The sequence below is a fragment of the Aestuariivita boseongensis genome (genome assembly GCF_001262635.1).
Lineage (GTDB): Bacteria > Pseudomonadota > Alphaproteobacteria > Rhodobacterales > Rhodobacteraceae > Aestuariivita > Aestuariivita boseongensis.
Window position 1 is genome coordinate 1 of the sequence record NZ_JXYH01000075.1, and the last position, 12,351, is coordinate 12,351.

General features: G+C 61.5%; 14 protein-coding genes. 7 read left to right on the forward strand and 7 right to left on the reverse strand.

The window, feature by feature from the left end; all coding sequences use genetic code 11:
* Window positions 1-388: 388 nt before the first annotated feature.
* The 4 genes from sigJ to TR61_RS18425 form a co-directional block, all read right to left on the reverse strand.
* Complete coding sequence (gene sigJ, locus TR61_RS18410) at window positions 389-1,267, reverse strand: RNA polymerase sigma factor SigJ (protein WP_245626930.1); 879 nt, start codon at window positions 1,265-1,267, stop codon at window positions 389-391.
* Complete coding sequence (locus TR61_RS18415; protein WP_050931998.1) at window positions 1,264-1,803, reverse strand: hypothetical protein; 540 nt, start codon at window positions 1,801-1,803, stop codon at window positions 1,264-1,266. Before TR61_RS18415 ends, sigJ begins: the two co-directional genes overlap by 4 nt.
* Entirely contained in the window at window positions 1,800-2,186 is a 387-nt protein-coding gene (locus tag TR61_RS18420; RefSeq protein ID WP_050931999.1) for a hypothetical protein, read from the reverse strand. Before TR61_RS18420 ends, TR61_RS18415 begins: the two co-directional genes overlap by 4 nt.
* Before the next feature lie 250 nt (window positions 2,187-2,436).
* Window positions 2,437-3,123 carry a response regulator transcription factor gene (locus TR61_RS18425; RefSeq protein ID WP_050932000.1) on the reverse strand — a complete coding sequence of 229 codons (687 nt, stop codon included), beginning with the start codon at window positions 3,121-3,123 and terminating at the stop codon, window positions 2,437-2,439.
* Window positions 3,124-3,284: 161 nt separating this feature from the next.
* On the opposite strand from TR61_RS18425, the gene ribA reads away from it, so the two are divergent.
* The 3 genes from ribA to TR61_RS18440 all read left to right on the forward strand — a co-directional run bounded on the left by ribA (window position 3,285) and on the right by TR61_RS18440 (window position 5,235).
* The gene (gene ribA, locus TR61_RS18430) at window positions 3,285-4,376 is read left to right on the forward strand and encodes a GTP cyclohydrolase II (RefSeq protein WP_050932001.1); all 1,092 of its coding nucleotides are present in this window, start codon (window positions 3,285-3,287) and stop codon (window positions 4,374-4,376) included.
* 67 nt (window positions 4,377-4,443) lie between these two features.
* The gene (locus TR61_RS18435; RefSeq protein WP_050932002.1) at window positions 4,444-4,731 is read left to right on the forward strand and encodes a DUF1330 domain-containing protein; all 288 of its coding nucleotides are present in this window, start codon (window positions 4,444-4,446) and stop codon (window positions 4,729-4,731) included.
* A gap of 9 nt (window positions 4,732-4,740) precedes the next feature.
* Window positions 4,741-5,235, forward strand: a complete 495-nt coding sequence (locus TR61_RS18440; RefSeq protein ID WP_050932003.1) for a L,D-transpeptidase family protein — start codon at window positions 4,741-4,743, stop codon at window positions 5,233-5,235.
* On the opposite strand, the gene TR61_RS18445 is transcribed toward TR61_RS18440, so the two are convergent.
* The 3 genes from TR61_RS18445 to TR61_RS18455 all read right to left on the reverse strand — a co-directional run bounded on the left by TR61_RS18445 (window position 5,236) and on the right by TR61_RS18455 (window position 7,545).
* On the reverse strand, window positions 5,236-5,505 hold the full coding sequence (locus TR61_RS18445; RefSeq protein WP_216595440.1) for a hypothetical protein: 270 nt from the start codon (window positions 5,503-5,505) through the stop codon (window positions 5,236-5,238).
* A gap of 177 nt (window positions 5,506-5,682) precedes the next feature.
* Complete coding sequence (locus TR61_RS18450; RefSeq protein WP_050932005.1) at window positions 5,683-6,342, reverse strand: YggS family pyridoxal phosphate-dependent enzyme; 660 nt, start codon at window positions 6,340-6,342, stop codon at window positions 5,683-5,685.
* A 129-nt stretch (window positions 6,343-6,471) separates the two neighbouring features.
* A complete protein-coding gene (locus TR61_RS18455; protein WP_050932006.1) occupies window positions 6,472-7,545 on the reverse strand; it encodes a porin in 1,074 nt (357 codons plus the stop codon).
* A gap of 323 nt (window positions 7,546-7,868) precedes the next feature.
* Here TR61_RS18455 and TR61_RS18460 point away from each other — a divergent pair, with 323 nt between their 5' ends.
* From TR61_RS18460 to holA, 4 genes are all read left to right on the forward strand, one after another.
* Window positions 7,869-8,381 carry a DUF3576 domain-containing protein gene (locus TR61_RS18460; protein ID WP_050932007.1) on the forward strand — a complete coding sequence of 171 codons (513 nt, stop codon included), beginning with the start codon at window positions 7,869-7,871 and terminating at the stop codon, window positions 8,379-8,381.
* A gap of 80 nt (window positions 8,382-8,461) precedes the next feature.
* Window positions 8,462-11,047, forward strand: coding sequence for a leucine--tRNA ligase (gene leuS / locus TR61_RS18465; RefSeq protein WP_050932008.1), 2,586 nt, complete (start codon window positions 8,462-8,464; stop codon window positions 11,045-11,047).
* On the forward strand, window positions 11,034-11,519 hold the full coding sequence (gene lptE, locus TR61_RS18470; RefSeq protein ID WP_050932009.1) for an LPS assembly lipoprotein LptE: 486 nt from the start codon (window positions 11,034-11,036) through the stop codon (window positions 11,517-11,519). The genes leuS and lptE overlap by 14 nt, the downstream gene beginning before the upstream one ends.
* A partial coding sequence (holA, locus tag TR61_RS18475; protein ID WP_050932010.1) for a DNA polymerase III subunit delta occupies window positions 11,516-12,351 on the forward strand: 836 nt, incomplete at its 3' end. The genes lptE and holA, both read left to right, overlap by 4 nt.

Genomic DNA, 12,351 nt, shown 5'->3' on the forward strand with positions numbered 1-12,351 from the left:
ATGACCTGAATGTAATCCGACGGGTTGATAGGCGAACGCAGCACGGCGATGCGCGCCTGGCCCGGCTCTAAGGCAGGGCTGTCTTCTTCGACCAGTTCCAGAACCTGCGCCGGATGGCCGAACTCGCGATAAATGGCACGCTTCATGTGATGCGTCCTCCCCTGTGATTGCAGGGCGCAGCATGCCGTTTGCACGCTGTCAAGGAAACCCGCGCCGTTGCGTCAGGACAGGACAGGCAAAAAAATGGCCGGAGCTAAGTCCGGCCAAGTCCAACAGGGAGGTATGCATATCAGTCCCCGGACATGCACGGGTTGAATCACTTCTAAAGGTACGGCTGATTTACGGCTTTGATCTGCGTCAACAATTTCTGCCGCAGGTCCGGGTGGCGTTAATGAAGGGTCACGCCAAGCTTGTCGGGATTGCGCATCATATAGATCCACGCAATCCGGCCGCGGCGGTCCGGAGCCAGCGTGATGACCGAATCCAATCGCCCCGAAACCTGGCGCAGCATCGCAGGCTTGCCATTGACCAATGACATGCTGACTGTCCAATCCGGCTCCCTTTGCGCCTTGGAGTAAAGCGCGTGCATGACCTGAAGTATCTCGTCCGCCCCGACCAGCGGACGCCGCGCCGCGCGGGCCTTGGACCCGCCGTCAGAGATTGCCACCGACGTGGGGGCAAGCAACCGCATGGCTGCGTCAAAATCCTCGGCCATGATGGCGCCGAAAAACCGCTGGCTCAGATCGGCAACCTCTTCCGGGGTGGCCTCGAACCGGGGGCCTGTATCCTGCAGTTTCTTCTGCGACCGGCTGACAAGCTGCCGGCAGGCCGGTTCGGTCGATCCCAGGGTCTGGGCGATCTCGGCATAGGTGGCGTCGAACACCTCGCGCAGGATGAAGGCGGCACGTTCCTTTTCGCTCAACCGCTCCATCGCCCAGAGCAACGCCAGTTCGCATTCCTGGGCCAGTTCAAAAGGATGGTCTGCCCCATCCATCGGCGATGGCAGGATCGGCTCGGGCAGCCAGGGGCCGACATAGACCTCACGCTGGCGGCGGGCCGATCGCAGCGTGTCGATGGCGATGTTGGTCGCCACGCGGCGCAGCCAGGCAGACGGATTGTCGATCTGCGCCTTGTCGGCGGCACACCATTTCAGCCAGGTGTCCTGCACGGCGTCTTCCGCGCCGGACCGTTCACCCAGCATCCGGTAACACAGCGACACCAGACTGCTGCGTTCGGCTTCAAAAAGCGCCGTGTCTGCGGTCATCATGGCTGCTGCACCTCGATCATCCGGTCCGAGACGGCCACCTTGCTGCAGATCTGGCCAAAGCCCAAGCCCCGTTTCAAAACAGGATACACCCGCCCGCTTGACGCCGCGAAAGACGCGGCCACAAGGGTCGCCTTGCCGAACCGGGTTTCGATCTCGTGCCGCAAGCTGTCCAACGCAGGATCATCTGCAATAGCCGCCTGCGCAAAGCGGAAGCCCAGGCCCAGATCGCCCGCCGCTTCAGGCCGCCCCGCCAGGCAATGCGCCAGCGCGCCTGCCGGAACGCCATGTTCAAGACACATATCCACCACCAGCTGTACGCACGGCCCGCAGTCACCTTCAACGGTCGACCCCAGGCTGGCGCCGGCCCAGACCGCCTGCCCCTGTTCGGGGCCGCTGAATTGGCCGTAGAACGGCAGCGCCGCCAGCCGCAAACCCGCCGAAGTCGAGGCATCCGCCACGTAATGCATGTATCCCACGTCGTAATTGTACCGTTTCTCGAACCGGCGGAACCCTCGTTTCAGAAAGGCGCGGATCATCTTGTTTCTCCTTTTGATGTGAGGCCGCTAGCTGCGGCAAAGGCCAGGAAGGCAGGCAGTTGAATGCCCAGAAGGTTGACCAGCGCGATCAGATCGGCGGGAAATCCGCGATGCACCCAGATCCAGATATGGAACAGCGCGTGCAGCAGCAGCCACGAGGCCCCGATGACCCCCGCAGACCTGTCATCGGTCAGCGCGGCCCAGATCAGCGCAGCCCCGCTGACCAGAAGGGCCAGACCGACATCCCGTGCGAAATGCAGGTTGAGTGGCCCGGTCATCGAAACGCCGGGAACGGTGTCGTACCAGTGCTGTGGGGCCAACCAGATATGGGCCGCTGTTCCAAGGGACAGCAAGCCCACCGCGATGAGAATGGGTTTGCGCATCTTACCTCCTGTAGGTTGGTTCTCAGTGGTAAGACGGATGGGAGCGGGTATTTGTGACATCCGCGGTCAGGGATACGTCTGAGACCGGGCAAGGCCGTTCGAACGGCCTTGAGCCCGCGCATTCCAATGCGCGGGCAAATCGTCTTCGAAGACGATTTTCTCCGGCCAACAAAAAAGACCCGAGCGCAAAGGCCCGGGTCAGTCCAACAGGGAGGTTGCAGGCCGTAACCCGGGCCCGCGGCGGGATTTCTTAAGCTACCAGACGATACCCGCCCGATTCGGTCACAAGAAGGCGCGCATTTGACGGATCTGGTTCGATTTTCTGGCGCAGACGGTAAATATGCGTCTCCAGCGTATGTGTCGTGACACCGGCGTTGTATCCCCAGACCTCGTGCAGCAGCACATCGCGTGGCACCACACCGTCATTGGACCGGTAAAGGAACTTGAGAATGTTCGTTTCCTTCTCCGTCAGGCGGATTTTCTTGTCATCCTCGGTGATCAGCATCTTCATCGCAGGCTTGAACGTGTACGGCCCCAGCGTGAAAACGGCATCTTCGGATTGTTCATGCTGGCGCAGCTGGGCACGGATGCGCGCCAGAAGCACCGGGAACTTGAACGGCTTGGCGACATAGTCATTGGCGCCTGCATCCAGACCCAGGATCGTGTCGGCATCGCTGTCATGGCCGGTCAACATCAGGATGGGCGATTTCACCCCCTGTTTGCGCATCAGGCGGCACAGCTCGCGCCCATCGGTATCCGGCAGCCCTACATCCAGGATGATCAGATCGTAAATCGCCTCTTTCGCACGCGACATGGCATCGGTGCCATTGCCCGCTTCGAAGACGTCAAAGTCTTCGGTCATGATCAGCTGTTCGCTCAGCGCCTCGCGCAAGTCCTCGTCATCGTCGACAAGCAGGATCTTTTTCAGTTGGGCCATCGGTTTGGTCCTCCGTCTCGGTTCCTCATCAGATGCAACCCGTTCACCGTTCCGGCAAGATTTGCTGCAATCGTCTCACGCTGACGTGTTTGGCACATGGCAAATGTTTCATATTTCTGCAAGAAAGCCTAAATCACCTGCGGATAAACGGACCAGCCTTCATGCCCCTGACCCCAGATATGACCGAGCTTCTGGCCCGCGCGCGGGGCGATCTGCGCACGGGCTTGCCGGTTGTGCTGTCTGGCAAAGGCGGGGCGGTTCTGGCAGCGGCGGCCGAAACCGTATCGCCCGCACGGCTGGAACAGATGGGCGCGGCGGGGGATGACCTGGTTCTGACGGTGACCGCGCGGCGGGCCGAAACGCTGAAGGCGCGCGCCTATGACGGGGACCTGGCGCGGATCGTACCGCCCCGTGACGCTGGTTTCGACTGGTTTGTCAGCACGGCCGACCCGGCCGACGATCTGAACGCCCCGATGAAAGGGCCGATGCAGACGCGGCGAGAAGGCCCGGCCGATCTGCACCGAATGGCAATCACGCTGATGAAATCCGCACGCCTTCTGCCGGCGGCCATTGTGGTGAATGTGGCCGATCCGGCCGCCTTTGCCGGGGCCAGCGGCCTGACCCTGATCGACGCGGCTCAGGCCAAGCCCCTGCTGGATGCGCGCAGCGTCCTGCGCGACATCGTCAACGCTCGCCTGCCGATGGAGGTGTCCGAAACAGGCCGCCTGCATGTCTTCCGCCCCGACGACGGCGGAGAGGAGCATTACGCCATCGAAATCGGCCGCCCGGATCGCAGCCAGCCGGTGCTGGCGCGGCTGCATTCGGCCTGTTTCACCGGCGATTTGATGGGCAGCCTGAAATGCGACTGCGGCCCGCAACTGCGTGGCGCGCTGGCGCAGATGGGGGCCGAAGGGGCGGGCGTGCTTTTGTACCTCAACCAGGAGGGGCGCGGCATTGGCCTTGCCAACAAGATGCGCGCCTATTCCCTGCAGGATCAGGGCTTTGACACGGTCGAGGCCAATCACCGCCTTGGGTTCGAAGACGACGAACGGGATTTCCGGCTGGGGTCGGACATTCTGAAAACCATGGGATTTTCGTCGGTGCGGCTTCTGACAAACAACCCCGCCAAGATCGACATCATGGAGCGCAATGGCATCCAGGTTGTCGAACGCGTCCCCCTGAAAGTGGGTGAGACCGCCCATAACCGGCAGTATCTGGCGACCAAGGCAGCCAAGTCGGGCCACATGCTCTGACCCGCAGCGTTGACGCCTATGGTAGGCCTTTGGCACAGTCCAGGAAACTGCATCGGAAAGGACAGCCATGCCCAAAGGATACATCATCGCCAGCATTCGCACCGACGACATGGACACGATGCGCCGTTTTGCCGAAGCCTCGGCCCCGGTGATTGCGGAATATGGCGGGCGCATTCTGGTTCGCGATCCGCAACCCGAAATTCGCGAAGGCAGCCAGCAGGGCATTTCCGTCGTGGTCGAGTTCGATGATGTGGAAACCGCCAAAAGATTCTATGAATCAGAAGGTTACACATCCGCAAAGGCCATCCGTGAAGCCGTGGCTGAAACGGATCTGCGCATCGTTTCCGGTGTGTGACGCCGCCTGATGCGCGCCACTGATCTGGTCCTGACGCCCATGGGCCTGCGCTTCATGGGTCGCGTTTTGCCCTGTTCCATCGGGCGCGGCGGGCTGAGTGAGCGCAAGAAAGAAGGCGACGGTGCCACCCCGCGCGGGGTGCATCGGCTGGTGGGCATGCTCTATCGGCCTGACCGCATGGCGCGTCCCGCCGACTGGGCCTTGCCGATCCGGCCAAGCGATCTGTGGTCCGACGATCCGTCACATGAGGATTACAACCTCATGGTCCGCGCGCCTTATCCCCACAGCCACGAACGGCTGCGCCGGGCCGATCCGCTTTATGATCTGGTGATCCTGACCGATTGGAACTGGCCGCAGGCGGTTCCGGGCCTGGGCTCGGCCATCTTCATTCACCAATGGCGCAGGCCACATTTTCCGACCGAAGGCTGCATCGCGCTGTCCCGCGACGACCTGAGCTGGATCGCGCCGCGGATTCGGTACGAGACCCGGCTGATCATTCGCTGATTATTCGGGATACTTTCGCGCAGCCGTTGCGGTGGCCAACACCTTGCGCCCCGCCTTGGCCGTCGCTGTCCATTGGTAGGTGTGGACCTGACCCGGCGGACAGGGGCTTTTATATTTGAACACGCCGAACGGCAGCTTGCCATCCTGCCCGACCTTCACCTTGCCGCCCCCATGATTATAGCCGGGGACGTCGAGGTCTTTCAGCTTGAACTCGATCTCTGTCGTGCCCTCGGGGGATATCTTTAAGCACAAAGGCCGGACTGCCGACACGGTTGGGATTGCCGGTTCGGCAATCGGGGATATCGCCCCAATCGAAAGATATGCGAAACTCGGCAGATGCCGGAACGGCGAACAGGCAGGCCATGCAGGCCAAAAGAATTGCGCGCATCGGATTGTGTCCCTCTCAACTGGTTACGGGCAGTATCCGAGCGCGCTTTGCCGATCCGGTCAATCCCCCGCCGGCGGGCGTTCGCCAAAAATCGCAGAGCCCACGCGCACATGCGTGGCCCCCAGGCGGATCGCGGTCTCGAAATCCCCGCTCATGCCCATGGAGAGCCCAGTAAGCCCGTTGCGCGCCGCGATCTTGGCCAGAAGCGCGAAATGCAGGCTGGGCTCTTCATCGACAGGGGGAATGCACATCAGGCCCTGAACCGGCAGATCCAGCGCCTGGCATTCGGTGACAAAAGCATCAGCCTCGGCGGGCAGAATTCCGGCTTTCTGCGGCTCTTCCCCGGTATTGACCTGGATGAACAGATCGGGGCAGCTGCCCATTTCCTGCGCCAGACGCGCGATGGTCTTGGCCAGTTTCGGGCGGTCGACGGTGTGGATCACATCCGCCAGTTCCATCGCCGCACGGGCCTTGTTGGTCTGCAGCGGACCGATGATATGAAGCTCAATCCCTTGATAAGTCTCACGAAATCCGGGCCACTTACGCGCCGCCTCCTGCACGCGGTTTTCCCCGAACACGCGGTGGCCTTGTTCCAGCACATCGATGACGCGCGCATCGGGCTGCATCTTCGACACGGCAATCAGCGTGACACAGCCCTTTGGACGGCCGGCAGCCTCTTCCGCGGCGTGGATACGGGTCTGAATATCGCTCAGTGACATGACACCCTCTTTTGACTGGGCCTTCTCATGCCATCAATCGCGGCCAAAGGGAACGGGGGCTGCGCGACCCGCAAAATAAAAGGGCGGGTCCGAAGACCCGCCCAAATTCACGCATATGCGTCTTTCAACTTAGAAGCTGAAGAACACACCCGCTTGAACGGTGGTGTTGTCGCTGGACGACTCAACCACGCCCGCTTCGATCGATGCGCCACCGCCCAGGTCGTGGGACAGGTGCAGACCGTAGCCGGTGCCGTCCGATGCCATACCGGGTGCATCTTCGTCGGTCACGAAGGCAATCAGTGAGGTTGCTGCGCCGATGTCGAAGATGCCGTACAGGCCGATTTTCGATGCGTCGCCCGATGCGGAAGCCGCGATGTTGTCGATTTCAGCATAGGCCAGGCGAACGCCTGCGAAGCCCAGGTCACCTTGCAGAGTCACAACCAGCAGGTCGTTGTCCATGCCGGCGGGCACGCCGCTTTGGTCGTTGTAACCAATGGCTGCGGTCCAGTCACCAAAGGTGTAGTAGGCGCTGATTGCGGTCATGTCCATGCCGGGGGTACAGCCAGCTGCCAGTGCAGCGCCACCAAATGCGGTGTTAACAGCGGTACCAGCTGCTGCTGCAGCTCCGCCCAGGCAGTAGTCGGTGGTCAGGTACGACAGGTGAACACCAAAGTTCGACCCGTTGTAGATGACTTCCACACCGTTGGAGCCTTGGCCGTCCGAGGTGAAGGGACCCCAGGAGAACGCGGTGCCGCCCAGGTTAGCAACGACGGACGAGAAGCCCGAACCGTCAATGCCGACGCCAGCGGATTTGGTTTCCAGGTACAGACCCTGCATCGCTTCAACAGCGGTCAGGATGTTGCCCACGCCAACTTGGAAGCCACCGAACGATGCGTAGAAACGTGCACCATTGAAGCCGTTGTCTGCCCATCCACCGGGATCGATCAGACCAGCCAGACCGCCGGGCAGACCGTCACGGTTTTCAGCTTGCATACGAACGCGAGCACCCAGTGTCACGCCACCGTCGGTTTCGGTCGAAACGTCGAACTGCAGACGCAGACGGCTGGTGATGTTGGTTTCGTTGCCAACGTTTGCTTCGTTGTAGTCCAGACCAAAACGGCCGTAACCGCTGATCCGCACATCTGCCGCTGCCATGGATCCGGTTGCGATCAGGGCAGTCGTCAGGAAGAGAACCTTTTTCATAGTTTTTCCCTCGGTTTCTATTCATACGCCCAAACCGGGGAATCCGGCCGGGTATGGATGGTGGTTTCGCTCTTTCGACCGCATGAAGCAAGGCTGCCGAGACCGGCGGGGCGGAAAGGGGTCAAGGATGGTGCAGCTTTGCCACAGTCTGATCAGGGCGCGTCTGCAACGGGATGCACCGACACCGCGCCAAGTGCCGAGAAAGCCTTAATAATCAGGTGTTCCGCGCACCTCGGGTGATTCCTTTGACGCAGTATGCACTTGCTCAGGCGGTCTGCCTTGGTTAGGACACGAATAGGGCGGTATTAATCAGGACCGGATTTATGGCAGTGTCACCTTTGGGCAAGCTTGCGCTGATCGTCGTGCTTACATCAGCTTTGACAGGCTGTGGCGGGAACGGTTTGTTCGGCCGCGTCACCGTCGGAGATGAACCGACCGAACGCGTAGTCGAGCCCGGTCAGGGATCGCGTCTTGGCAGCCCCAACACCAGCGAAGGTTCGTCACTGTGGGATCTCTTCCGCCCCAACCAGGCAGACCAGACCGTCGCGGTGAACCGTTATCTGTGGAATGCTTCGCTGGATGTTCTGAACTTCCTGCCGGTCCAATCGGTCGATCCGTTCACCGGCATTATCGTCACCGGATATGGCACGCCCCCCGGCGGCGGCCGCGCCTATCGCGCGACGATCCATGTGACAGACCCCGCGCTTGAGGCCCGCGCGCTGCGCGTGTCGCTGCAGACCCGCAGCGGTCCCGTGTCGGCCGGCACCGCCCGCGCTGTCGAAGACGCGATCCTGGCCCGCGCGCGCCAGCTACGCATTGCGGACAATCGCTTCTAGAAACCGGGATAAATACCCTTTAAGGACAGCGCCGGGTGATCAGCCCGGCGTTTTTCATTTCTACCAGACCAGAGAGCATCATGGCGCGCTATACCCCGTCCGAGATCGAAGCCAAATGGCAGGAAGCCTGGGAAAAGACCGAGGCCTTCAAAGCCCTGCGTACAGCGGACAAGCCGAAATACTATGTGCTTGAGATGTTCCCGTACCCGTCGGGGCGCATTCATATCGGCCATGTGCGCAACTATACCATGGGCGACGTCATTGCGCGGTACAAGAAAGCCAACGGCTTCAATGTCTTGCACCCAATGGGCTTTGACGCTTTCGGGATGCCCGCCGAAAACGCGGCGATGGCCAGCGGTGGCCATCCCAAGGACTGGACCTATGACAATATCGACGACATGGTCGCCCAGATGAAGCCGCTGGGCTTCGGACTTGACTGGTCGCGCATGTTTGCCACCTGCGATCCGGAATATTACGGCCGGCAGCAGGCGCTGTTCCTGGATATGCTTGAGGCTGGTCTGGTTTACCGCAAAAACGCCGTCGTGAACTGGGACCCGGTCGACATGACCGTTCTGGCCAATGAACAGGTGATCGACGGCAAGGGCTGGCGGTCCGGCGCCGAGGTGGAACGACGTGAGCTGACACAGTGGTTCTTCAAGATCTCCGATATGGCCGAGGAGTTGCTCGACGCCATCGACACGCTGGATGACTGGCCCGCCAAGGTGAAACTGATGCAGGCCAACTGGATCGGCAAGTCGCGCGGGTTGCAGTTTTCCTTCTCGCTCATCGACGGGCCCGAGGGACACGACCGGGTTGAGGTCTATACCACCCGCCCCGACACGCTGATGGGCGCATCCTTTGTAGGTATCTCGCCCGACCACCCGCTGGCCAAGCAGCTTGAGAAAGACAATGCCGATCTGGCCGCCTTCAACGCTGAATGCCGCAAGGGTGGCACCACCGAAGAAGCGCTGGAAAAGGCCGAGAAGAAGGGCTTCGACACCGGGCTGCGCGTGCGCCACCCGTTCGATACGGCGTGGGAATTGCCGGTCTATGTCGCCAATTTCATCCTGATGGATTACGGCACCGGCGCGATCTTCGGCTGCCCGGCCCATGACCAGCGCGACCTGGATTTTGCCCGGAAATATAGTCTTTCCGTTGTGTCCACTTATGTGCCCGAAGCCGGCGAAGACAGCTTTACGCCCCCCGAGGACGGGGGCGAGGCTTACGTTCCGCCAAAGACGGAAAAGGTGCGCTATGTCAAAGGCTTCGCCGGAGACGAGGTGCAAACCGGCAATGAAGGCGTCGAAACTGCAATCGATTTCTGCGAGGCCAGTGGCGTCGGCCAGGGCGTCACCAAGTTCCGCCTGCGCGACTGGGGCCTCAGTCGCCAGCGCTATTGGGGCTGTCCGATTCCGGTTGTGCATTGCGACGATTGCGGCGTGGTATCAGAGAAGAAGGAAAACCTGCCGGTCGAATTGCCTTATGACGAAGACGGCAAGCCGATTGACTTCTCCATCCCCGGCAACCCGCTGGACCGCCACCCGTCCTGGCGCAACACCACCTGCCCGTCCTGCGGCAAACCCGCGCTACGCGAAACCGACACGATGGACACGTTCGTGGACAGCTCGTGGTACTTCGCGCGCTTTACATCACCGGATGCCGAAACACCCACGCGGATGGAAGACGCCGAATACTGGATGAACGTCGACCAGTACATTGGCGGGATCGAACACGCGATCCTCCACCTGCTCTATTCCCGCTTCTTTGCCCGCGCGATGCATATCACCGGCCACCTGCCCGCCAAATGCGCCGAACCGTTCAACGCGCTTTTCACCCAAGGGATGGTGACCCACGCGATCTATCAGACCAAGGATGACAAGGGCCGCCCGGTCTATCACCTGCCCGAAGACGTGGATCTTGAGACAAAGACCGTCAAAGCCACCGGTGAGTCGATTGAAATCGTCCCCTCGGCCAAGATGTCGAAATCCAAGAAAAACGTGGTCGACCCGGTCAATATCATCGCCGAATACGGCGCGGATACCGCGCGCTGGTTCGTCCTGTCCGATTCGCCCCCGGAACGGGATGTGGAATGGACGGCAGCGGGGGCCGAGGCCGCGTACAAGCACCTCTCGCGCGTTTGGTCGCTGAGCGAAAAGATTGCCGACATGGTCCCCGACACTCCCGGTCAGGGCGACGAAGATCTGCTGCGCGCTATGCACAAGACGATCTTCGAAGTCACGCAAGGCGTTGAAAGCTTTGGCTTTAACGCAGCCATCGCGAAGCTTTATGCCTTTACCAACACGCTGGCGAAATCCACCGCCGGTCAGGCCGTGAAGTCCGAGGCGATCAAGGCGCTGGCGCAACTGATGGCCCCCATGACCCCGCACCTGGCCGAAGATATCTGGGCCATGCAAGGCGGAGACGGCCTGATCGTGAACGCCCCCTGGCCCGTGGCGGATGAACAATTCCTGGTCGAAGACACAGTGACCCTGCCCATTCAGGTCAACGGCAAGCGCCGGGGCGAAATCGAGGTCGCCAAGGATCTGCCAAAAGACGAGGTTGAAAAAGCCGCCCTTTCGGTTGACGCTGTGCAAAGGGCGCTGGACGGAGCCACGCCCAAGAAAGTCATCGTTGTCCCGGGCCGCATCGTGAATGTCGTTGTTTGACCGCCGCTCCCTGCTGATCCTGCCGCTGGCGCTGGCCGCTTGCGGATTTACCCCGGTCTATGCACCGGGCGGCACGGCGGCGGCGCTGCGCGGTCAGGTCACGGTTCAGGATCCCGCGACGCGCGAAGGCTTCCTTCTGTTGCAGGAACTGGAAACGCGGCTGGGCCGTGGCAACGGCACCTATGCGCTGGCCTATGATCTCAGCATCACCGAAGAAGGGCTTGGCATCACCCGCACAGGCGACATCACGCGCTTCAATCTGGTTGGGCAGGTCGACTACACGCTGTTTGATTTCGCCACCGAAACGGTGATCTTCCGGGGCACGACCACGAATTTCACCGGCTATTCCGCCACCGGCGATACGGTCGAAGCCCTGGCCGCCGAACGCGATGCGCGCGCGCGGCTGATGCGAATCCTTGCCGACCAGATCACCACCGAACTTTACGCGCAGGTCACGCTGCCCGCATCATGAAGCTGAACGCCCGCGACGCCGCCGGTTACTTCCGCAAGCCCGACCCCGACAAGGCGGGGCTGCTGATCTATGGCGGCGATCCCATGCGCATCGCGATGAAACGGGCCGAGGCGATCAAGGCCCTGATCGGCGAACAGGGCGAGGATGAGATGCGCCTGACCCGGATGCAGGCGGGCGATCTGCGCAAGGATGCCGCCCCGCTGGTCGATGCGATCAAGGCGATCGGGTTTTTCCCCGGGCCCCGCGTGGCCTTCGTGGAAGATGCCAACGATCAGGCGCTGTCCGCCATCGAGGCCGCCTTGCAGGACTGGCAGCCCGGCGATGCCACGATCATCGTCACCGCAGGCGCGCTGAAGGCCACATCGAAACTGCGCAAGCTGTTTGAGGGGCACAAAAACGCCTTCGCCGTGGGGATTTATGACGACCCGCCCTCGCGCGATGAGATTGAGCGTATGCTGTCCGATGCAGGCCTGCGCGAGATCCCCCGCGACAGCATGGCGGCGCTGACCGACTATTCGCGCCAGCTGGGCCCCGGCGATTTCCGCCAGCTTCTGGAAAAGATCGCGTTGTACAAACGCGGCGATGAAGACCCCCTGTCGATCGACGATATCGAAGCCTGCGCCCCTGCCTCGACCGAAGCGGCGCTGGACGATCTGCTGAACATCGTGGCCGAGGCGCGCGTGGGCGAAATTGGCCCGCTTTTGCGCAAGCTGCAGGCGCAGGGCACGAATGCCGTGTCGCTGTGCATCGGGACGTTGCGCCATTTCCGCACGCTCCATGCCGTGGCCAGTGATCCGGGCGGGCCCGGTGCAGGTATCGGCCGGGTGCGCCC

Bases quoted from the DNA above. Each gene is read 5' to 3' on its own strand.
- sigJ (WP_245626930.1), bottom strand. From the start codon at position 1,267: ATGATGACCGCAGACACGGCGCTTTTTGAAGCCGAACGCAGCAGTCTG.
- TR61_RS18415 (WP_050931998.1), bottom strand. From the start codon at position 1,803: ATGATCCGCGCCTTTCTGAAACGAGGGTTCCGCCGGTTCGAGAAACGG.
- TR61_RS18420 (WP_050931999.1), bottom strand. From the start codon at position 2,186: ATGCGCAAACCCATTCTCATCGCGGTGGGCTTGCTGTCCCTTGGAACA.
- TR61_RS18425 (WP_050932000.1), bottom strand. From the start codon at position 3,123: ATGGCCCAACTGAAAAAGATCCTGCTTGTCGACGATGACGAGGACTTG.
- ribA (WP_050932001.1), top strand. From the start codon at position 3,285: ATGCCCCTGACCCCAGATATGACCGAGCTTCTGGCCCGCGCGCGGGGC.
- TR61_RS18435 (WP_050932002.1), top strand. From the start codon at position 4,444: ATGCCCAAAGGATACATCATCGCCAGCATTCGCACCGACGACATGGAC.
- TR61_RS18440 (WP_050932003.1), top strand. From the start codon at position 4,741: ATGCGCGCCACTGATCTGGTCCTGACGCCCATGGGCCTGCGCTTCATG.
- TR61_RS18450 (WP_050932005.1), bottom strand. From the start codon at position 6,342: ATGTCACTGAGCGATATTCAGACCCGTATCCACGCCGCGGAAGAGGCT.
- TR61_RS18455 (WP_050932006.1), bottom strand. From the start codon at position 7,545: ATGAAAAAGGTTCTCTTCCTGACGACTGCCCTGATCGCAACCGGATCC.
- TR61_RS18460 (WP_050932007.1), top strand. From the start codon at position 7,869: ATGGCAGTGTCACCTTTGGGCAAGCTTGCGCTGATCGTCGTGCTTACA.
- leuS (WP_050932008.1), top strand. From the start codon at position 8,462: ATGGCGCGCTATACCCCGTCCGAGATCGAAGCCAAATGGCAGGAAGCC.
- lptE (WP_050932009.1), top strand. From the start codon at position 11,034: ATGTCGTTGTTTGACCGCCGCTCCCTGCTGATCCTGCCGCTGGCGCTG.